The 20457-nt window shown below is 68.0% G+C and carries 21 protein-coding genes; 11 read left to right on the plus strand and 10 right to left on the minus strand.

The features are described 5' to 3' along the window. Positions 1-33: 33 nt before the first annotated feature. The 3 genes from FIV02_RS05545 to FIV02_RS05555 are packed head-to-tail and all read right to left on the minus strand — an operon-like array spanning position 34 to position 2046. Entirely contained in the window at positions 34-990 is a 957-nt protein-coding gene (locus FIV02_RS05545) for a LysR family transcriptional regulator (protein ID WP_037046953.1), read from the minus strand. A gap of 40 nt (positions 991-1030) precedes the next feature. Continuing rightward, positions 1031-1633 (minus strand): LysE/ArgO family amino acid transporter, encoded by a 603-nt coding sequence (locus FIV02_RS05550; RefSeq protein WP_134677732.1) that lies wholly within the window; start codon positions 1631-1633, stop codon positions 1031-1033. After that, a complete protein-coding gene (locus tag FIV02_RS05555) occupies positions 1633-2046 on the minus strand; it encodes an ACT domain-containing protein (protein WP_047587431.1) in 414 nt (137 codons plus the stop codon). The genes FIV02_RS05550 and FIV02_RS05555 overlap by 1 nt, the downstream gene beginning before the upstream one ends. A gap of 93 nt (positions 2047-2139) precedes the next feature. Between FIV02_RS05555 and FIV02_RS05560 the strand changes: the two genes are divergently transcribed. Both FIV02_RS05560 and FIV02_RS05565 read left to right on the plus strand, forming a co-directional pair. Beyond that, positions 2140-3039, plus strand: a complete 900-nt coding sequence (locus FIV02_RS05560; RefSeq protein ID WP_134677731.1) for a LysR family transcriptional regulator ArgP — start codon at positions 2140-2142, stop codon at positions 3037-3039. Positions 3040-3144: 105 nt separating this feature from the next. Continuing rightward, positions 3145-4146: an NAD(P)-dependent oxidoreductase gene (locus tag FIV02_RS05565; protein ID WP_152488041.1), complete on the plus strand. Its 1002-nt coding sequence runs from the start codon at positions 3145-3147 to the stop codon at positions 4144-4146. On the opposite strand, the gene FIV02_RS05570 is transcribed toward FIV02_RS05565, so the two are convergent. Continuing rightward, entirely contained in the window at positions 4137-4424 is a 288-nt protein-coding gene (locus tag FIV02_RS05570; RefSeq protein ID WP_037046969.1) for a hypothetical protein, read from the minus strand. The two genes, FIV02_RS05565 and FIV02_RS05570, sit on opposite strands and share 10 nt — an antisense overlap. Positions 4425-4926: 502 nt before the next feature. On the opposite strand from FIV02_RS05570, the gene FIV02_RS05575 reads away from it, so the two are divergent. Continuing rightward, positions 4927-5775: an ATPase gene (locus FIV02_RS05575; protein WP_152488042.1), complete on the plus strand. Its 849-nt coding sequence runs from the start codon at positions 4927-4929 to the stop codon at positions 5773-5775. Between the two features lie 105 nt (positions 5776-5880). Here the strand turns inward: FIV02_RS05575 and FIV02_RS05580 are convergent, their stop codons facing one another. Both FIV02_RS05580 and FIV02_RS05585 read right to left on the minus strand, forming a co-directional pair. Beyond that, positions 5881-6930 (minus strand): alkene reductase, encoded by a 1050-nt coding sequence (locus FIV02_RS05580; RefSeq protein ID WP_152488043.1) that lies wholly within the window; start codon positions 6928-6930, stop codon positions 5881-5883. A 16-nt stretch (positions 6931-6946) separates the two neighbouring features. Beyond that, complete coding sequence (locus FIV02_RS05585) at positions 6947-7249, minus strand: helix-turn-helix transcriptional regulator (RefSeq protein ID WP_037047412.1); 303 nt, start codon at positions 7247-7249, stop codon at positions 6947-6949. 126 nt (positions 7250-7375) lie between these two features. Between FIV02_RS05585 and FIV02_RS05590 the strand changes: the two genes are divergently transcribed. Then, positions 7376-7960, plus strand: coding sequence for an ACP phosphodiesterase (locus FIV02_RS05590; protein WP_037046980.1), 585 nt, complete (start codon positions 7376-7378; stop codon positions 7958-7960). A gap of 9 nt (positions 7961-7969) precedes the next feature. Here FIV02_RS05590 and FIV02_RS05595 read toward each other — a convergent pair whose 3' ends face one another. Further along, the gene (locus tag FIV02_RS05595; protein ID WP_152488045.1) at positions 7970-10687 is read right to left on the minus strand and encodes a cation-transporting P-type ATPase; all 2718 of its coding nucleotides are present in this window, start codon (positions 10685-10687) and stop codon (positions 7970-7972) included. Positions 10688-10844: 157 nt separating this feature from the next. On the opposite strand from FIV02_RS05595, the gene FIV02_RS05600 reads away from it, so the two are divergent. After that, positions 10845-11693, plus strand: coding sequence for a universal stress protein (locus FIV02_RS05600; RefSeq protein ID WP_037046986.1), 849 nt, complete (start codon positions 10845-10847; stop codon positions 11691-11693). Between the two features lie 10 nt (positions 11694-11703). Here FIV02_RS05600 and FIV02_RS05605 read toward each other — a convergent pair whose 3' ends face one another. Beyond that, on the minus strand, positions 11704-12477 hold the full coding sequence (locus tag FIV02_RS05605; protein ID WP_152488046.1) for a lysophospholipid acyltransferase family protein: 774 nt from the start codon (positions 12475-12477) through the stop codon (positions 11704-11706). 116 nt (positions 12478-12593) lie between these two features. Then, on the minus strand, positions 12594-13325 hold the full coding sequence (olsB, locus tag FIV02_RS05610) for an L-ornithine N(alpha)-acyltransferase (RefSeq protein ID WP_037046991.1): 732 nt from the start codon (positions 13323-13325) through the stop codon (positions 12594-12596). Positions 13326-13471: 146 nt separating this feature from the next. Here olsB and FIV02_RS05615 point away from each other — a divergent pair, with 146 nt between their 5' ends. From FIV02_RS05615 to FIV02_RS05635, 5 genes are all read left to right on the plus strand, one after another. Further along, entirely contained in the window at positions 13472-14362 is an 891-nt protein-coding gene (locus FIV02_RS05615) for an acyl-CoA dehydrogenase family protein (protein WP_152488047.1), read from the plus strand. Positions 14363-14428: 66 nt separating this feature from the next. Beyond that, positions 14429-15214, plus strand: coding sequence for an MBL fold metallo-hydrolase (locus tag FIV02_RS05620; RefSeq protein ID WP_037046995.1), 786 nt, complete (start codon positions 14429-14431; stop codon positions 15212-15214). Positions 15215-15298: 84 nt separating this feature from the next. Next, positions 15299-16417, plus strand: coding sequence for a serine hydrolase (locus FIV02_RS05625; RefSeq protein ID WP_152488048.1), 1119 nt, complete (start codon positions 15299-15301; stop codon positions 16415-16417). Beyond that, positions 16414-16734 (plus strand): amidase, encoded by a 321-nt coding sequence (locus FIV02_RS05630; protein ID WP_150608345.1) that lies wholly within the window; start codon positions 16414-16416, stop codon positions 16732-16734. The genes FIV02_RS05625 and FIV02_RS05630 overlap by 4 nt, the downstream gene beginning before the upstream one ends. 246 nt (positions 16735-16980) lie before the next feature. Beyond that, positions 16981-18135: a phosphatidylserine/phosphatidylglycerophosphate/cardiolipin synthase family protein gene (locus FIV02_RS05635; protein WP_256663076.1), complete on the plus strand. Its 1155-nt coding sequence runs from the start codon at positions 16981-16983 to the stop codon at positions 18133-18135. A gap of 6 nt (positions 18136-18141) precedes the next feature. Here the strand turns inward: FIV02_RS05635 and FIV02_RS05640 are convergent, their stop codons facing one another. After that, positions 18142-18423: a hypothetical protein gene (locus FIV02_RS05640; RefSeq protein WP_047585162.1), complete on the minus strand. Its 282-nt coding sequence runs from the start codon at positions 18421-18423 to the stop codon at positions 18142-18144. Positions 18424-18663: 240 nt separating this feature from the next. Here FIV02_RS05640 and FIV02_RS05645 point away from each other — a divergent pair, with 240 nt between their 5' ends. Next, the gene (locus FIV02_RS05645) at positions 18664-20457 is read left to right on the plus strand and encodes a DUF1302 domain-containing protein (protein WP_152488050.1); all 1794 of its coding nucleotides are present in this window, start codon (positions 18664-18666) and stop codon (positions 20455-20457) included.

Raw genomic sequence — 20457 nt, forward strand, 5'->3', positions numbered from 1 at the left:
CAGGCGAAAAAGCGCGTTCCGGGTGAATGACCCTTACCCCTTGCGCAACAATTTCTCCGCCGTCGCCCAGTGCTGCGGGTCGTCCAGTATGGCCTCGTCGCCCTGCAGCAGAGGCGGCAGTTCGGCCTTGAGGAATTCGACCCAGGTGCGGGTCTTGGCATCCAGGAAGCGCCGCGACGGATAGATCGCGTAGATGTTCAGCGCGCGCAGGCGGTGTTGTGGGAGGATGCGCAGCAGGCGTCCCTCGCGCAGCGGCTGGCTGGCCACGAAGGACGGCAGCAGGCAGAAACCCATGCCGGCCTGGGCGGCCTTGACCAGTGCCTCGGCGACGTTGACCTGAAAGCATTCGCTCGGCAGGGCCTCCAGTTGTTCGTCACCGAAATCCCACTGACCGCGATACAGCGGGTCGGTCAGGCGCAGGTGACGGTGCCGTTGCAGGTCCTGCGGCTGCTCGGGGATGCCGTACTGGGCCAGGTAGCTGGGGGCTGCGCAGATCACGCTGTGGATCGCCCCGAGGTGCTGCGCGACCAGTTGCGAGTCCGGCAGGTCACGGGCGAAGGCGATGGTCACGTCGTGGCCGTCTTCGAGCAGGTCGGGGGTGCGCTGGGCCAGGGTCAGCTCCACCACGACCTGGGGGTGGTGCTCGGCGTAGCGGGCGATCAGCGGGGTGACGTGCTGCAGGCCGAGGCCGGTCATGGTGTGCACGCGCAGGCGACCGCTGGGGGTCTGATGAGCGCCGCGGGCTTCGGCGTCGGCCTCGTCGACCTGCTCGAGGATCTGCCGGCAGCGCTCCAGGTAGCGTTCGCCGGTTTCGGTCAGGGCCAGGCGCCGCGTGGTGCGCTGCAGCAGGCGCGCCTGCAGGTGCTGCTCCAGGTCGGCGATCAGCCGTGACACCTGTGCCGTGGACAGGTCGAGCGCCTGCGCCGCGGCGGTGAAGCTGCCGCGCTCGACCACCTGAACGAACACGCGCATGCCATGCAAGGTATCCATTGTTGCTCCTGGCGTAATGAGCCAGGGGCATTATGCGCGATTACAGCGCGCCGAGGATCAGTTGTGCCGCCACCGCGAACATCATCGCCGCGACCCCCAGGTCGATCAGGCGCCAGGTCAGCGGGCGGGCCAGCCAGGGGGCGAGCCACGCCGCGCCGAGCGCCAGGGCGCTGAACCACAGCAGCGAGGCACTGGCGGCGCCGGCTGCATAGGCGCCAGGCTGGGGCTGCTGGGCGCCCAGCGAACCGATCAGCAGCACCGTGTCGAGGTAGACGTGCGGGTTGAGCAGGGTGACCGCCAGCGCCGCGAGCATCACCGCGCGCAACGAGCGCGGCTCGCTACCGCTGGCCTGCAGCGCCTGGGGGCGTACGGCGCGCAGCAGCGCCTGGCTGGCGTACCAGATCAGGAAGGCCGCACCGCCCCAGCGGGCGATGGCCAGCAGCGTCGGGCTCTGTGCCAGCAGGGTGGCCAGGCCGAAGACCCCGGCCGCGACCAGCAACGCATCGCAGAGGATGCACAGGGCTGCCACCGGCAGGTGATGCTCGCGGCGCAGGCTCTGCGCCAGGACGAAGGCGTTCTGCGCGCCGATGGCCATGATCAGGCCGATGGCGACCAGCAGGCCGTTGCTGTAGCTCTGCCACATCAGGCGGATTCCGGCAGGGAGGACGCCGCCAGGGCGCGCAGGGTGGACAGTGCCCGTTCGGCGCGTTCGCTGGGCACGAAGAGGTGGTCGTGGTGAAAGCCGGCGACCACGTTGCAACTGATGCCGGCCTGCGCCAGGGCGGCGGAGAAGGATGCGGTCAGGCCCACCGCCGCCAGCGACGAATGCACTTGCAGGGTGATCCAGGCCGCGACGTAGTCGTAGCTCAGGCCGTGGGCATCGGCGCTTTCCCGTGGCAGCACCAGGGTCAGGCCTTCGGCTTCCTGCACGCTGGCCAGCGGGCGCAGGGCGCTGCAGTCGTGATCGGCGGCGACGCAGCAGAATACGTACTGACCGGGGTTGAGGTGCGGCGTCATGCTCTGCAGCAGTCGCGCGAGGTTGGTTTCGCCGGACATGGCGGGCTCCTGATCGAGTGAATGCTGGCGATTCTGCTGAGCCTGGATGTATAAGAGAAACAAATATTGCTGATCAGTCATTAGGAAAATCGATTGTTCGACTACAAACTTCTGGCGGCTCTGGCCGCGGTGGTGGAGCAGGCCGGTTTCGAGCGCGCCGCGCAGGTGCTGGGGCTGTCGCAGTCGGCCGTGTCGCAGCGCATCAAGCTGCTCGAGGCGCGGGTCGGCCAACCGGTGCTGGTGCGCGCGCTGCCGCCTGCGCCCACCGAGATCGGCCGCCGTCTGCTCAACCACGTGCAGCAGGTGCGCCTGCTCGAACGCGACCTGCAGGGCCAGGTCCCCGGGCTGGACGAGCAGAGCGCTCCCGAGCGCCTGCGGATCGCCATCAACGCCGACAGCCTGGCCACCTGGTGGGCGGCGGCCACCACCGAATTCTGCGCCAGCCAGCGGGTGCTGATGGACCTGGTGGTGGAGGACCAGGACGTCGGCCTCAAGCGCATGCGTGCCGGCGAGGTGGCCGGTTGCGTGTGCGCCGCCGAACGTCCCGTGGCCGGGGCGCGCAGCCTGGCCCTCGGGGCGATGCGCTACCGCGCCCTGGCCAGCCCGGCGTTTATCGCCCGGCATTTCTCCTCGGGCGTCAGCCCCGCTGCGCTGGCCCGCGCACCGGCTATCGTCTATGGGCCGGACGACCAGTTGCAGCATCGCTACCTGGCCGAACTGGGCGTCAGCGGTGCCTTCGCCTATCACCTGTGTCCGTCTTCGGAGGGGTTCGTGCGCATGGCCGAGGCCGGCCTGGGCTGGGGCCTGGTGCCGCAGTTGCAGGTACGCGAGGAACTGGCCAGCGGCAGGCTGGTGGACCTGTTGCCCGAGCGCTGCATCGATGTGCCGCTGTACTGGCATCACTGGCGCAACGGTGGTGAGCTCCTGGCCGGGCTGACGCAACAGCTGCAGCGTGCGGCGGCCACCGTGCTGGTGACGCCGGCCGGGCGTTGACGCCGTGCGCGGCCTGGCAGGTCGCTGTTCTGGCCGCCTGCGACAGGGCGACGCCGGGTTGGCGCTGCTAGAGTGCGGCAAACACAAGAACGACAGGGGGATGCGATGAGGATTCTGGTCACCGGCGCGAGCGGTTTCATCGGTGGGCGTTTCGCTCGTTTCGCGCTCGAACAGGGCCTGACGGTGCGGGTCAACGGCCGGCGTGCGGATGGCGTGCAGCACCTGATCAAGCGTGGCGCCGAGTTCGTCCAGGGCGACCTGGGCGATGCCGAGCTGGCGCGGACATTGTGTCGGGATGTCGAGGCGGTGGTGCACTGTGCGGGCGCGGTGGGCGTCTGGGGCGACTACGCGCATTTCCACCAGGCCAACGTGACGGTGACCGAGAACGTCATCGAGGCCTGCCTCAAGCAGAAGGTACGGCGCCTGGTGCACCTGTCCTCACCGTCGATCTACTTCGATGGTCGCGCCCACGTCGATATCCGCGAAGAGCAGGTGCCCAAGCGTTTTTCCGATCATTATTACGGCAAGACCAAGTACCTGGCCGAGCAGCAGGTGTTCGGCGCCCAGGAATTCGGCCTGGAGGTGATCGCCCTGCGCCCGCGCTTCGTCACCGGCGCCGGTGACACCAGCATCTTCCCGCGACTGATCGGCATGCAGCGCAAGGGCCGCCTGGCGATCATCGGCAATGGCCTGAACAAGGTCGACTTCACCAACGTGCACAACCTCAACGCGGCCTTGCTCAGCGCGCTGCAGGTCAGCGGCCCGGCGCTGGGGCAGGTCTACAACATCAGCAACGGTACGCCGGTGCCGCTGTGGGACGTGGTCAACTACGTGCTGCGCCGGCTGGAGCTGCCACCGGTCACGCGGCACATGCCGTTCGCCCTGGCCCATGCCGCCGCCTCGCTCAACGAGGGCATCTGCCGAATACTGCCGGGCCGGCCCGAGCCGGGCCTGTTTCGTCTCGGCGTGGCGGTGATGGCCAGGGACTTCTCGCTGAACATCGATCGCGCACGTGAGTTCCTCGACTACCAGCCGACGGCGAGCCTGTGGGATGCGCTGGATGAGTTCTGCACCTGGTGGCAGGTGCAGTGTGGCGATCAGGCGTAGATGCGCTGGCCGCGGTAGATGCGCACGGAGCCGGTCGCTTCGCCGACCGGCACTTCGACGGTGGCCAGCGGGGTGACGGTGGCCCGCCGTGGCTGATCGGACAGCTCGGCCAGGCGCTGGCCCAGGCGGCGGGTTTCCTCGTCGTTGGACTGCAGGCTGCCGTCGAGCATGGCGCTGATGACATCGCTCTGGCTCAGGCGGATGTCGACCGCCAGCTCGTCGCGCAGACGGCGGCGCAGTGTCTTCATGCAGTCCAGTACTTCTTTGTTCAGTTCCATTGCCACTTCCCCCGGTTGGTTGAAGGATCACGGTCTGCGGCGTCCGTCGCCATCCGTGATCGCGCCAGCCCTCGTCCTCTGGCTGGGACACTGCGTCGAGTCCGTTCGCGGTCGATCGAGCGTGGGCGTTGCCGCGTTGCAAACAGGCTGGAACGTCAGGCTGCCGTCACTGTTGGTGAACGGCGCCAGATCATCTGTCTGCGCCTTGCATCGCTCTGGCTCGCCAGAACCTGGAACCGACTCCTTTTCGTGCTTTGCAGAACTTTCAGGCCGCCTGCTGGCTTGTGAGCGACACCGGGTCGGCGTGCCCACGACAACTGGAAAAGCAAAGTGCGTACCAGTTCAAATTTCGCGGAACTGCTGGGCCGGAGGCGGGTCGATGGCCCTGTCGCGCCCTTCGTCGGTGCGCCGCGCACCTCCCTGGCGCGGCGCTGATGAGCCAGTGGCGAATCGGTATACTGCGCGGCAGTTTCGTTCACCCCTTTCCCCCATAGGTTTGACCATGCGCAACGACGCCAACGACGAGCTCGACAACCTACCCAGCCTGACCCCCGAGCGCCGCGAGGATTACGCCGACCTGCATGACGAACCCGCGCCGCGTAGCCCCCGCGCCAGCAGCGCCAAGGCGCCGGTGGTGAAGGGCGCCAGCACCGGGCCGCTGTGGGCACTGGTTGGTGCGCTGAGCTTCGCCCTGGCCGGGCTGGGCTGGTGGAGCCTGCAGCAGATCGGCCTGATGGAGCAGCGCCTGGTGGCGACCCAGGAGAGCTTCGCGCGCATCAGCGAGGAAGCTGCCGGACGCATCCAGGACATTTCCGGCAAGGTGGTGGCCACCGAGTCCAGCGTCACCAGCGGCAGCGAGGCGCTCAAGTTGCAGGTCAAGCAACTGGAAAACCGCCTGGCCGAACTGGCCAAGCAACAGCAGCAGGGCGCGACCGCACAGGCCGCGTTGGACAAGCGCGTCGAGCAGCTGGGCAGCGAGTTGAAGAGCGGCGTTGGCGCCAGTGCCGAGCTCGACAAGCGGGTGCAGGCGCTGGCCAGCGAGCAGGCGGCACTGAAGGCGGCGCAGGGTGATGCCAAGGCGACGCAGGCGGCGCTGGACAAGCTCGACAGCCGTATCAAGAGCCTCGCTGGCGATGTCCAGACGCTGCAGAAGCAGGGCGACCCGAGCCAGGCCATTCGCAGCCTGGAGCAGGACCTGCTGGTACTGCGCAGCGAGCTGGACAATCGTCCGGCTGCCAGCGCCGGTCCGAACACCGCCGAGTTCGATGCCTTCCGCGCGCAGATGACGCGCAACATCAATACGCTGCAGAGCCAGATGGTCAACCTGCAGCAGCAGATCGATCGGCGCTGAGGCTACGCCGGATAAACGAACGCCCCGCATTGCGGGGCGTTTTTCTTGGTCGCGGGCAAAGCCCCTGCCACAGGTGTCACGCCGTGGGAGGGACCTGGCTGGCGATTACAGGCGCGGGTAGTCGATGTAGCCAACCGGGCCGGAACCGTAGAAGGTGTCCGGGTGCGGCTCGTTGAGGGCGGCATCCTGTTCCAGGCGCGCCGGCAGGTCCGGGTTGGCGATGAACGGCACACCGAAGGCCACCGCGTCGGCCTTGCCGCCGGCCAGCCAGGCGTTGGCCTGGTCCTTGGTGAAGCGCTCGTTGGCGATGAACACGCCGCCGAATGCCTGCTTCAGCTGCGGCGTCAGGCTGTCGTCGTCTTCCTTCTCGCGGGCGCAGATGAAGGCGATGCCGCGCTTGCCCAGCTCACGGGCGACATAACCGAAGGTCTCGGCGCGGTTCGCGTCGCCCATGTCGTGGGCGTCGGCACGCGGCGCCAGGTGCACGCCGACGCGGCCTGCGCCCCATACGGAGATGGCGGCGTCGGTCACTTCCAGCAGCAGACGGGCACGGTTTTCCAGGCTGCCGCCGTAGCGGTCGGTACGCTGGTTGGTGCTGCTCTGCAGGAACTGGTCGAGCAGGTAACCGTTGGCACCGTGGATTTCCACGCCGTCGAAGCCGGCGGCCATGGCGTTCTCGGCACCCTGACGGTAGGCCTCGACGATATCGGCGATCTCTTCGGTTTCCAGGGCACGCGGGGTGACGAAGTTCTTCAGCGGACGCACCAGGCTGACGTGGCCCGCCGGCTGGATGGCGCTCGGCGCTACCGGCAGCTCGCCGTCGAGGTAGATCGGGTCGGAGATGCGACCCACGTGCCACAGCTGCAGCACGATCTTGCCGCCGTTGGCGTGCACGGCGTGGGTGATGTTGCTCCAGCCACGGATCTGCTCGTCGGACCAGATGCCGGGGGTGTTCGGGTAGCCGACGCCCATCGGCGTGACGGCGGTGGCTTCGCTGATGATCAGGCCGGCCGAGGCACGCTGCACGTAGTACTCGGCCATCAGCGCGTTGGGGACGCGGCCTTCGTCGGCGCGGCAGCGGGTCAGGGGGGCCATGATGATGCGGTTGGCCAGTTGCAGATCACCGATCTGGATAGGGTCGAACAGAGTGGGCATGGTGTTACCTCCGGGTTCAGAGTTGTTGGCCGAGACGCTCGACGAAGGCCTGGATCAGCTCGTCGTTGCGTTTGAAGAAGTGCCACTGACCGACCTTGCGGCTGGTCACCAGACCGGCGCGTTGCAGGGTGGTCAGATGGGCGGAGACGGTGGATTGCGACAGCCCCGTGCGCAGGAAGATCTTGCCGGCGCACACGCCGATTTCCAGCGGGTGCTCCTGCTCGGGGAAGTGGCGCTCGGGTTCCTTCAGCCAGTCGAGAATGTCGCGGCGTACGGGGTGGGCGAGGGCCTTGATGATGGCGTCGAGGTCGATGTCCATCGTGCTGTCGGTGTGTATCGTCATGTGGCGAACCTTATATCGCTTCGAGTCGATATACAGATCGATTGTCCCGATAGTCGCCATCGACGGCTTCGATTGTCCGGCGTCTGGCGCTAAGCTCGTGGCATGAACTATCTGGCTCATCTGCACCTGGGTGGCGACACGCGAGCGCAACTGCTCGGCAGCCTGTATGGCGACTTCGTCAAAGGGCCGCTGAACGGCCAGTGGCCCGCCGATATCGAAGCCGCCATCCGCCTGCATCGACGTATCGATGCGTTCACCGACAGCCATCCGCTGCAGGCGCGCGCACGGGCGCGCTTCCCGCTCGAGCGACGGCGCATGGCGGGCATGCTGCTGGACCTGTTCTTCGACCACTGCCTGGCGCGCGACTGGCAGGACTATGCCGAACAGCCGCTGCAGCAGTTCACCGGGCAGGTGTACCGGGTACTGGCCGCCGAGCCGGCGCTGCCGGGGCGTCTGGCGCTGATGGCGCCGCGCATGGCGGCGCAGGACTGGCTCGGCAGCTATCGCGAGTTCGCCGTGCTCGAGCAGGTGATTGCCGGCATGCAGCGGCGTCTTTCACGACCGCAGTTGCTCGACGGCAGCCTGGTCGAGCTGGAGCGGCTGTACGTGCCGCTCAGCGACGACTTTCGTGCCTTCTACCCCGAGCTGATGGCCTTTGCCGAGGCCGAGCTGAACGCTGTGCGCTAGCGTCGCCGCTCAGGTCGCCCGGGCATGCAGGCCGCAGCGCCGCACCAGGCATTTCTCCAGTTCCGCGACGACGAACAGCGTCACCCCGGCGAGCAGCACCCGCAGCCATTCGTCGGCACTCATGCTCTCGGAGCCGAACACGCCCTGCAGCGGCGGCGCGTAGGTGAACAGCAGTTGCAGCACCAGGCAGAGGGCGATGGTCAGCGGCACGGCCGGGTTGCCCAGCAGCCCCTCGCGGCTGAGCACCGGGCCAAGCAGGCTGCGGCTGTTGAACAGGTAGAAGATTTCGCACATCACCACGGCGTTGACCGCGATGGTGCGGGCACTTTCCACGCTGTTGCCGAGTTCCAGCTCCCAGAGGAACAGGCCGATGCCGGCGCTGGCGATGAGCACCGAGACCATCAGCACGCGCCAGACGAAGAAGGCCGACAGCAGCGGCTCGTCGGGGGCGCGCGGGGCGCGCTGCATCAGCCCGCGCTCGCTGGGCTCGAAGGCCAGAGCCAGCCCCAGGGTGCAGGAGGTGACCATGTTGATCCACAGCACCTGGGCCGGGGTCAGCGGCAGCACGGCCTGGAAGAGGATGGCGAAGATTACGATCAGCGCCTGGCCGCCGTTGGTCGGCAGGGCGAAGAGGATGAATTTCTTCAGGTTGTCGTAGATCGCCCGGCCTTCGCGCACGGCGCCGGCGATGGTGGCGAAGTTGTCGTCGGCGAGCACCACCTCGGCGGCCTCCTTGGCCGCCTCCGTACCCTTGTGGCCCATGGCGACGCCGACGTCGGCGCGTTTCAGCGCCGGGGCATCGTTGACGCCGTCACCGGTCATCGCCACCACCTCACCGCTGTCCTGCATGGCCTGTACCAGGCGCAGCTTGTGCTCGGGGCTGGCCCGGGCGAAGACTTCCACGCCAGGCAGCACCTCGCGCAGGCGGCGGTCGTCGAGCAGCTCCAGCTCGGCGCCGGTCATCGCCGGCAGGCCGATGCCGATGCCCAGCTGGGCGCCGATGGCGCGCGCGGTTTCGGCGTGGTCGCCGGTGATCATCTTCACCCGGATGCCGGCCTGCTGGCATTCGGCGACGGCGGCGATGGCTTCCTCTCGCGGCGGGTCGATGATGCCGACCAGCGCCAACAGGGTCAGGCCCGTCTCCACGTCGCTGAAGTTCAGGGTGCGCTGGCTGGACGCCGCCGGTTTGCTGGCCAGGGCCAGCAGGCGCAGGCCACGGGCGGCCAGGTCGGTGGCCTGGCGTCGCCAGTAGTCGGCGTCCAGCGGGGCATCGCTGCCATCGGCCAGGCGCTGGCTGGCGCACATGTCCAGCAGACGCTCGGGGGCGCCCTTGAGGTAGACCAGGCCCTGGCCGGCGTGGTCGTGATGCAGGGTGGCCATGAAGCGATGCTCGGACTCGAACGGAATCGCATCGCTGCGCGGCAGTTGCGCCTGCAGCGCCTGGATGTCGAGGCCGCTTTTGAGCGCCAGGGTCAGCAGCGCGCCTTCGGTGGGGTCGCCGTGCAGCCGCCAGTGGCCATGCTCGTCCTGCTGCAGGTGGGAGTCGTTGCACAGCTGCGCCGCACGCGCCGTTTCCAGCAGGGCGTGGTCGGGTTCCTGCAGCTGGCCGTCCAGATGGAAGGCGCCTTCCGGTGCATAGCCGACGCCGCTGACGTCGAGGACGCGCTCGGCACTGACCACGCGTTTTACGGTCATCTCGTTGCGGGTCAGGGTGCCGGTCTTGTCCGAGCAGATCACTGTCACCGAGCCCAGGGTCTCCACGGCCGGCAAGCGCCGCACGATGGCGTTCTGCCCGGCCATGCGCTGGACGCCGAGCGCGAGGATCACCGTCATGATGGCCGGCAGGCCCTCGGGGATCGCCGAGGCGGTCAGCGCCACCACCATCATGAACATGTCACCGGGGTTCTGCCCGTGCCAGAACGTGCCGAGGATGAAGGTGGCCAGGGCGAGGACCAGGATGATCACGGCCAGCCAGCGGCTGAACTGCTCGATCTGCCGCAGCAGCGGGGTGGACAGCGCCTGTACCTGCTGCAGCATGGCGCCGATGCGGCCCAGCTCGGTGTCCGCGCCGGTGGCGACCACCAGCCCGCTGGCCTGGCCGCTGCTGACCAGGGTGCCGGAGTAGGCCATGCAGCGGCGATCACCCAGGGCGGCGTCCTGGCGGCAGTGCGCCACGGACTTTTCCACCGGTACCGATTCGCCGGTCAGCGCCGCTTCTTCCACCAGCAGGTTCTTCACGCTGAGCAGGCGCAGGTCGGCCGGCACCTTGTCGCCGGAGACCAGCAGCACCACGTCGCCGGGAACCAGCTGCTCGGCATTGATCTCGTGGCGCTCGCCGTCCCGGCGCACCATGGCGTGGGGTGAGAGCATGTCGCGGATGGCGTTCAGGGCATTCTCGGCCTTGCCCTCCTGGATGAAGCCGATGACCACGTTGATCAGCACCGCCGCCAGGATCACCGCCGTGTCGACCCAGTGGCCGAGCAGGGCGGCAATCAGCGCGGCGCCCAGCATCAGGTACAGCAGCACGTTGTGGAACTGGTAGAGCAGGCGCAGCAGCGGGCCGCGCTTCTGCGGGGGCGGCAGGCGGTTGGCGCCGTGCTGCTGCAGGCGCACCCGGGCCTGCTCGCTGTCGAGCCCGCCCGGCGTGCTGTGCAGCGCATCGAGGGCCTGCTGTGCAGTCAATTCGTGCCAGGCGCGGTCACTATGTTCAGAGGGGCGGTTGCCCATGGGGCGTGTCTCCTGCGGTGGGCCGCATCCGTCGGCCGAGCGAATCGTCAGGGATACCCTAGTTGGCTTTACCGCCCCCGACCTGACTTGCATCAACGAGTGGCGGGTCAGGAGAGGCTTGAATGTAACTCGGTGTTAAACGCATGGAGGAAACGAGATGATCAAGATTCTGGTAGCGACCGACCTGTCCGAGCGCTCGGCGCATGCGGTGCAGCGCGCCGTGCAACTGATCCGTCAGCAGGGCGGTGGCGAGTGGTGCCTGCTGCATGTGATCGATGACGACGCGCCGGTCGAGATCGTCCAGCGCCAGGTGCAGCAGGCCGAGACCCTGTTGCAGAGCCAGGCGCAGCGACTGGCCGAGCAGGCGGGTTGCCGCCCGCAGGTGCTGGTCGGCACCGGCGAACCGGACGTGGTCATCGTCGAGAGTGCCCAGGGCATGGGCGCCGACCTGCTGGTGGTCGGGGCGCACCGCAAATCTCCGCTGCGTGATTTCTTCTCCGGCACCACGCTCGAGCGGGTGGTGCGCAGCAGCCATCTGCCGGTGCTGCGGGTCAACGGTCCGGTGACGCATGCATACCGCCATGCGGTGCTGGCGATGGACCACTCGCGGACCGCGCAACAGGCCCTGGTGCGCGCGCGTGAGCTGGGCCTGCTGGTGCCGGAGCAGCTGCATGTCGCCAGTGCGGTCGAGCCGGTGGCCGCCGGTGCGGTGATGGAGGTCGGGATCAGCGCCGAGGTGCTGGAGGACCAGCGGGACGTGCAGCGTCAGCAGGTGAGCGAGCGGCTGGCCGAAGTCGGGGTGAACCTCGATCACGAACGCCTGCTGGTACAGATCGGTTCGCCCGAGGGTGTGGTCGGCGACGCCCTGCGCCAGTCCGGCGGCGATCTGCTGGTGCTCGGCACGCATGCGCGCGAGGGCGTTTCGCGTTTCTTCCTGGGCAGCGTGGCCAACCGCCTGCTGGCGACGATCGACAGCGACGCGCTGATCGTTCCGCCAGCCGCCTGAGGGTGTCGGGTCAGGCCGCTTCGGCCTGACCCGGCGGCAGGTCCGCCTGCAGGGCGCTGGCGATGATCGCCTGGCTGTGGCGCGCCAGTTCGTTGCGGCTGCGCGCGGCACTGGGGATCGGCTCGAGGAGACGGATCTCGACTTCGCCCGCCGGGCTGGAAAGCAGGCGCAGCAGGTGCGAGAGCATGTCGTCGTCGCCGATGAACGGCGCCACCGGGCAGGGCTGGCCGGCGCGCAGGTAGCGGATGGCCACGGGCTGCAGGGCGACGCCGCTGTCGATGGCGCTGCTCAGCAGGCGGCCATGGAAGGTGCGCACGGCCAGGCCGTCGGTGGTGGTGCCCTCGGGGAATATCAGCAGGTTGTGACCCTGCTGCAGGTGACGACCGATCTGCTGGCCGATCAGGTTGCTGTCGCCCGAGCCGCGGCGGATGAACAGGGTGCCGGCCTTGTGCGCCAGCCAGCCGGCCACCGGCCAGGCACGCACTTCCGCCTTGGACAGGAAGGAAATCGGCTGCAGGGCGCCGAGCAGCGGGATGTCGGTCCAGGACACGTGGTTGGCCACCCACAGCATCGGCTGCGCGGGCAGCTCGCCGGCGACCGTCACGCGAAAGGGCAGGGCGCCGCCCAGGCGCGCGAGGAACCAGCGGGTCAGGCGTTGCCGCAAGGGCATCAGGTCATGCCGGGCGACGCGCTCGCACAGGCTGACGATGCCGGCCAGCAGTGCGCCGAAGGCGATCACCAGAGCCAGATGAAAGAGGCGCAGGGAAAGACGCAGTTTGGCCATCGAGGCCTCCGCTTGAAAACGAGTGCCGGCATTATCCACGGATGACGGCGTTTGGCGATGGCCGGCCGGATTGTCTGCCGGCGACGGCGGGCAGGGCGCGCCGCCGCCAGCGCGTTTCAGACCGCGGCCTTGAAGTGGCGGGCGTAGCGCGGGCACAGCTCGTCGCGCTTGAGCAGGATGAACACGTCGGCCACCTGGAAGTCGCGGTCCCAGCAGGGCTCGCCGCAGATCTTCGCGCCCAGGCGCATGTAGGCCTTGAGCAGCGGCGGCATCTCGGCGATGACGTTGCCCGGCAGGTCCAGCTGCGGCAGCGGGTGCTTGGGTTCGGCGCGCAGGTGCTCGGTGCACAGGTAGCGCTCGCGCAGGCGTTGCATGATCGCCTGCGCCTGGATGCCGCCGTCCTGCATGGGAATGCTGGCGCAGCCCATCAGGTAGCGATAGCCGCCCTCGTTGAGGACCTCGGCCAGCTCACCCCAGAGCACGGCGATGGTGGCGCCGTTGCGGTAGGCACTGTCGACGCAGGTACGGCCGATCTCCAGTACCGGACCTTCCAGCCTGGTCAGGCCGTGCAGGGCGAATTCTTCCTCGCTGTAATAGCGGCCCAGGCCGGCAGCGGCCTGGTGATCGAGCAGGCGGGTGGTGGCCACCAGCTCACCGCTCTGCATGTCGCGCACACCGATATGGCGGCAGTGAATGTCGTAGTCGTCCATGTCCAGACCCAGTTCGGCACCGTTGAGCTTGGCGTCGAATTCCGCGCTGAACACGCGGTAGCGCAAGGCCTGAGCTTCACGCAGGGCGGCGGGGCCTTGCAGGCGTTCGGCCTGCAGACGGCGAGCGGTTTGAGTCATGCCTGATCCTCCGTGTGCCGGCTGGCTACTTGCAGCCGGTCGATCTTGTTGGGCAAGCTCAGGCTAGGTCGGTGTGGTGTCATCACCGTGACGCTTTTTTGATGCTTATGTGACGGCGCCCGAGGCGCTGCCGAAGGAGATCTGCGATGCTCTGGTCGAGCCTGTTTCAGCCTGTCGAGCGTCTGTCTGCGGAGCAGGGCCTGGAGGACTGGTATGGCCGCTTGCTGGCCAGCCTGGGGGGGACGCCGGCTCCGTTCGAGCTGGCGCTGGTCGGCGGCCTGCGCGCGGCCACGCCGGGCCTGGCCTTTCTTGCCGGCTACCAGGCGGCGCTGCGGGTGCTCTGGCCCGCAGCGCCGTGGACGGCCGGCGCCCTGTGCGTGACGGAGAACCGCAGCACCCGCCCGGCGGACATGAGCACGCGCATCTACGGCCTGTACGTCAGTGGCCGCAAGGACTTCGTCACCGCCGCCGAGTGCGCCGACTGGCTGCTGGTGGCTGCTCGCGAGGAGGCGGCGGACGAGTCGCCGCGCCTGGCCCTCGGCGTGGTTCGCCAGGGCGCACCGGGTGTACGCATCGAAGCCTTGCCGGCGTTGCCGCTGATGCCTGATATCGGCCATGCCCGCCTGCATCTGGATCAGGCGCAGGGCGAGCGTCTGGCCGGCGATGGCTGGGACGACTACGTCAAACCCTTCCGCACCCTGGAGGATCTGCACGTGCTGACCGCCGTGACCGCGTGGCTGTCCGGCGTGGGGCGTGAATGCGCCTGGCCCGAACCCCTGCTGCTGCGTCTGCAGGCCTTGCTGGCCGGTTGCGCCGAGGTGGCGCGGCAGGCGCCCAATGCGGCCACTACGCACCTGTTGCTGGCCGGCCTGTTCGCCGAGCAGCAGGCATTGGCCGGCGAACTGGATGCGGCGCTGGCCGCCGGCCCGGCGCACTGGGCCGGGCTGTGGCAGCGCGACCAGGGCCTGCTGCGCATTGCCGAGGCGGCGCGCAGCAAGCGCCTGGAGAAAGCGCGACGGATTGTCGCCGGCTGTTGATCCATATCAGTGCCGGCCCCTGGGCATGGGATTAATGTGGCCTCGCGTTTTTCCCGAGAGGTTTCCATGCGCCGCGAGCCCATCGTGCTGTTCGATAACGGCAGCCACCAATGCCTGATGTTCGATGACCTGGTCAGCGGCGAGGGCGTGCAATCCAACCAGTTCCTGATCACCGACAACGAGCAGTACCTGCTGCTCGATCCGGGCGGTGACCTGACGTACACCCCCTTGTCGCTGGAGCTGTCCAAGCACATCAGCGTGCAGGACCTGACCTATATCTTCGCCTCGCACCAGGACCCGGACATCATCGCGTCCCTGGACAAGTGGCTGCTGCACACCAGCGCACGGGTCATCTGCTCCAAGCTGTGGGCCCGCTTCCTGCCGCACCTGACGGCCAATTACCTGGCCCTGAGCCGTGGCATCAATACCTACGACCGCATCATCGCGTTGCCGGACCGTGGCCAGAGCATCCCGCTGGGCAAGTGCAAGCTCAAGGCGGTGCCCGCGCACTTCCTCCACTCGGTGGGCAACTTCCAGCTGTATGACCCGGTGAGCAAGATCCTCTTCTCCGGCGACATGGGCGCGTCGATGGTCGACGACGCCACGCCGGTGCGTGACTTCGTCAACCATGTGCCGAACATGGAGGGCTTCCACCGTCGCTACATGGCCGGCAACAAGGCCTGCCGCCTGTGGGCGGCGATGGTGCGCGAGATGGATGTGGCGATGATCGTGCCGCAGCACGGCCGGCCTTTCGTGGGGGCGGAGATGATCAGCGCCTTCCTCTACTGGATCGAGAACCTCGAGTGTGGCCTCGACCTGATGGGCCCCGAGGATTACTGCCTGCCCCGATGAGTCCGGCAGATGGCGCAATAGGCGCTTCAAGCTGTCGTGGCCGGCATGCTAGGGTGCGCCTCGGTCATTAAACCGAGGCCCGCCATGTCGATCCGTTCTCTTCGCCGCCTGAGCCTGACGCTCGGCTTCAGCCTGCTTGCCGGCGCCGCCCACGCGGAAAACTGGCCGCAGCCCGACTGGCAGGTGCAGGCTGCGGCGCAGACGCCAGCCCTCGCCGAGCTGGAGCGCTATGCCTTCCCCGAACGTGACGATGCCCAGCGCACGGGCATTCGTACCGACGCATTGCTGGTGGTGCGCGATGGCCGCATCGTCTACGAGCGCTACGCCGATCCGACCACGGCGCAGACCGCGCACCTGAGCTGGTCGATGGCCAAGAGCGTCTTCGCCACCGTGCTCGGCGTGGCCTATGGCGAGGGACGTTTCAGGCTCGATGCAGCGGCCGCGCAGTACTACCCGGCGATGGCCGAGCACCCGCAGATCAAGATGGGACACCTGCTCAACTGGGCCTCGGGTCTGGACTGGCAGGAGGACTACGAATACGCGCCGCTGAAGTCGTCGGTGGTGGCCATGCTCTACACCCGGGGGCGTGGCGACATGGCCGCGTTCGCCGCTGCGCATGCGGCCGACGCCGCGCCCGGTACGCGCTTCCGCTATTCCAGCGGCGACAGCAATGTCCTGGCCGCCACCCTGCGCGGCATGCTCGGGCAGCAGGCCTACGCCGACTATCCCTGGACCGCGCTGTTCGAGCCGCTGGGCATCACCAGCGCGGCATGGGAACGCGATGCCAGCGGGACCTTCATCGCCTCGTCCTACGCCTACATGACCGCCCGTGACCTGGCGCGCATCGGCCTGCTCATGCAGCGCGGCGGGCGCTGGGGCGAGCGGCAGCTGCTGCCGTCGGCCTGGGTCGATTTCGTTTCCACGCCCTTCGCCGCCTACATGGCGCAGGGGGTCGCTCCGGGTGATGCCGTACCCGGCGGTCAGTGGTGGCTCAACCCCGAGCTGCCGGGCCGGCCGCGACCGTGGCCGGACGCACCGAGCGATACGGTCGCCGCGCTGGGGCACTGGGGGCAGGGCCTGTACGTGATGCCGAAAGAGAACCTGGTGGTGGTGCGCTATGCCGATGACCGCGACGGCAGCTTCCAGCACAACGAATTGCTCAAGCGCGTGCAGGCGGCCTTCGCCGCGGAGGTACAGCCATGATCCGTCGTCATCCGCTGCTCAGCGTGCTGGCCCTGCTGCTCCTCGTGCTGCTGGCCTGGGCCTGGGCGAATCGCCAGCACCTGGCGGCCTTCCCCGACATCATCGGCGCCTACACGGCCAAGGAGTACTGCTCCTGCCGTTACGTCAGCGGCAACCCGGCGGCCTATTGCGAAGGCTACGTGCAGCAATACGTGCCGATCAGCAGCCTGCTCGACGACGAAGACGCCAGGCGCGTGACCGCCAGCGGCCTGGGCCGTACCCACAGCGCCGCGTGGCTGGGCGCGCGCCAGGGCTGCCAACTGCTGCCCAACGAGTGACACCTGACGCGGCCTGACGGCGCGCTCCAGGGGCTGCGCCAGCGGGCGGCGAGGCGCGGGCGCGCGGGCTTTGCAAGGCGGCCCATGGCGGCTATCGTGGCCGACCGGTCATGCCGTTTTCCGAGCCCTCATGCGCCATTCGCCGTTCCCCTCATTGTCTGTCGTCACCGCCTGTAACGGGGCGCTGCGGGCGTTCCTCTTGCCACAGGGGCCAAGCATCCTGTCCAGCGGCCGGGGGCGCTGAGCGTGGCGTCGCGCGGCACCATCTATCCCTGGCGGGCGGGCAACCGTTTCGAGCTGCTGCTCGATGGTGCGGTGTTCTTCCCGCGCATGCTGGCCGCGATCGCCGCAGCCGCGCAGCAGGTGGAGGTGGAGCTGTACCTGATCGAGGATGGCCAGTGCAGCGAGCGCCTGGTCGACGCGCTGTGCCGGGCCGCTGCCCGTGGCGTGCGGGTGCGCGGCCTGTTCGATGCCTACGGTGCGGCGGGGCTGGCAGCGCCGGCGCGTGAGCGCCTGCTGGCGGCTGGGGTGGAGCTGCGCTGGTACAACCCGCTGCGCTGGCGTCGTGGTGTGCGCAACTTTCATCGGGATCATCGCAAGCTGGTGCTGGTGGATGGCCGCCTGGCCTATGTCGGCGGCACGGGTGCCACCGACGAGTTCTGGTTGCCCAGCGAGTCGCGCAGCCCCTGGCACGAAGTCATGGTGGAGATCGAAGGGCCGCTGGTGGGCGACTGGCAGCAGTTGTTCGAGCACCAGTGGCGGGCGCGTTTCGCCTGGCGTCCGCGGCACCAGCCGCTGGCGCTGAGCCTGCCGGACTGCCCGCCGGCGGGGCTCGGCCTGGGCCGCGTGGCCTACGCCGATGCCGCCCAGCACCGTGACATCCTGCTGTCCCTGCTACGGGCGCTGCGAGGGGCCCGCCAGCGCGTCTGGCTGGCCACGCCGTACTTCCTGCCCACCTGGAAGATTCGCCGAGCGCTGCGTCGGGCGGCGGCGCGCGGCGTCGAGGTGCGCCTGCTGCTGGCCGGCCGCCACACCGATCACCCGCCAGTGCGCTTCGCCGGCCAGCGCTACTACCCCAAGCTGCTCAAGGCAGGCGTGCGCATCTTCGAATACCAGCCCCGTTTCCTGCACCTGAAGATGGTCCTGGTGGACGACTGGGTCAGTGTCGGATCGTGCAACTTCGATCACTGGAACCTGCGCTTCAACCTCGACGCCAACGTCGAGGCACTCGATCCGGGCTTCACCCAGGCGGTGGCGGCGTGCTTCATCGAGGATTTCGCCGTCAGCCGCGAGATCACCCTCGACGACTGGCAGCAGAGGCCCTGGTGGCGCCGCGCCCAGCAACGCCTGTGGGGCTGGCTGGATCGGCTGGCGGTGAACCTGCTGGACCGCTGGCGCTGAAGCGCTTCAGCGCGTGCTGACGTTGCGCCCGAACACACCGAAGAACAGCAGGTGCAGGCCCACCGGCAGCAACAGCCAGCGATAGGGGGTATCGGCCTGCCACAGCTGGTACAGCGCGAGCGGATGGGCGAGCAGCAGCAGCCACCAGCTCAGCGTTGCCAGGTGCCTGAGCCAGGCCTGGCGCTGTTCGTTGCGAAAGTTGAGCAGGCCGAACGCGCCGGGCAGGAAGGCGAAGATCGCGCCCATGGCGAGGGCCAGCGAGGCGCAGAGTTTCAGCAGTATCTCCATGAATCGTGTCGCTCCCGTGATGCGTAGGTGCGCAGCATGCCTGCTCGGTCGCCCGGGGGAAAGTTCCCCGTCCCTTTGATGGTCCGTCATTCATCGCGCTTGGGTCACCGCGCACAGGCCCGTTGCAGGGCGCCATTCATCCTTTCGAGCGACAGATGAAATCCCTCCTTGGTGCGCTTAACCGGGTCGCGGTCGCTGCGTAGGGTTCCCAGCAGCTGTACCCCACTTCAGGAGACCCGCATGACAAGAACAACAGGGCCCGGACTATTCCAGCCGCACACCTTGGCTTTGGCCGTCGCCGTCGGTTTCGCCGCGCAGGCGCAGGCCGTCACCTTCAACATCGGCGAGATCGAAGGGCAGTTCGACAGCTCGCTGTCGATCGGCGCCAGCTGGTCGATGCGCAGCCCGGACCGCGACCTGATCGGGCCGAACAACGGCGGTCAGGGGCAGGCGCAGACCGGCGACGACGGTCGCCTGAACTTCAAGAAGGGCGAGACCTTCTCGAAGATCTTCAAGGGCACCCATGACCTGGAGCTGCGCTATCGCGACACCGGCGTCTTCGTGCGTGGCAAGTACTGGTACGACTTCGAACTCAAGGACGAGAGCCGTCTGTTCAAGGACATCGACGAGCACAACCGCAAGGAAGGCGCCAAGTCCGCCGGCGCCGAGATTCTCGACGCCTTCGTCTACCACAACTACACGATCGGTGACCTGCCAGGCACCGTGCGGCTCGGCAAGCAGGTAGTGAGCTGGGGTGAGAGCACCTTCATCGGCAACAGCATCAACTCGATCAACCCCATCGACGTGGCCGCCTTCCGCCGGCCAGGGGCCGAGCTCAAGGAAGGCCTGATCCCGGTCAACATGTTCTACCTGTCGCAGAGCCTGAGCGACCAGCTGAGCATGGAGGCGTTCTACCAGCTGGAGTGGGACCAGACGGTGATCGACAACTGCGGCACCTTCTTCTCCACCGCCGACGTCGCCGCCGACGGTTGCGACAGCGGCTATCACATCGGTTCGCCGGCCATCGCGCCGCTGCAACCGGTGGCAGCGGCCTTCGGCCAGGGTTTCCAGGTGGATTCCGAAGGGTTGATCCTGCCGCGTGCGGGGGATCGCGATGCGCGTGACAGCGGCCAGTGGGGCGTGGCCCTGCGCTGGCTGGGTGACGAGACCGAGTACGGCGCGTACTTCATGAACTATCACAGCCGCACACCCATCGTCGGCACGCAGAATGCCAGCCTGGCGACGCTGGCCGCGCTGCCCAACATCATCGCCACTGCCAATGGCATCTCTCCCGGCTCGGGGGCTGGTCTCGCGCAGAGCGTGATGTTGGGCAACGGCAAGTACTTCCTGGAGTACCCGGAAGACATTCGCCTCTACGGCCTGAGTTTCGCCACCACCCTGCCGACCGGCACCGCCTGGAGCGGCGAGGTCAGCTACCGGCCGAACATGCCGCTGCAGATCAACACCACCGACATGACCCTGAGCCTGCTCAACCCCATCGCGCCCGGCACCGCGCCGGTCTCGGCCGGGGCAGGGCAGGACAACATCGGTTACCGGCGCAAGGAGGTCACCCAGCTACAGACCACCTTCACCCACTTCTTCGATCAGGTGATGGGCGCCGGACGCTTCACCCTGGTGGGCGAGGTCGGCATGGCCCACGTCGGTGGCCTGGAGAGCCGCGAAGACCTGCGCTACGGGCGTGACTCGCTGTTCGGCGCCTACGGTTTCCGTGGCGACACCCATGGCTTCGTCACCCGCACCTCCTGGGGCTACCGCGTGCGCGGCATCTGGGAGTACAGCAACGCCATCGCCGGGGTGAACCTCAAGCCGAACATCTCCTGGTCGCACGACGTCGACGGCTACGGCCCCAACGGCCTGTTCAACGAGGGTGCCAAGGCCGTGAGCATCGGTATCGACGCCGACTACCGCAATACCTACACCGCCAGCCTGTCGTACACCGACTTCTTCGGCGGGGATTACAACGTCGCGGTGGACCGCGACTTCCTGGCGCTCAGCTTCGGCGTGAGCTTCTAG

Origin of the sequence: Pseudomonas sp. THAF187a, assembly GCF_009363395.1 — a bacterium.
GTDB lineage: Bacteria > Pseudomonadota > Gammaproteobacteria > Pseudomonadales > Pseudomonadaceae > Aquipseudomonas > Aquipseudomonas khazarica.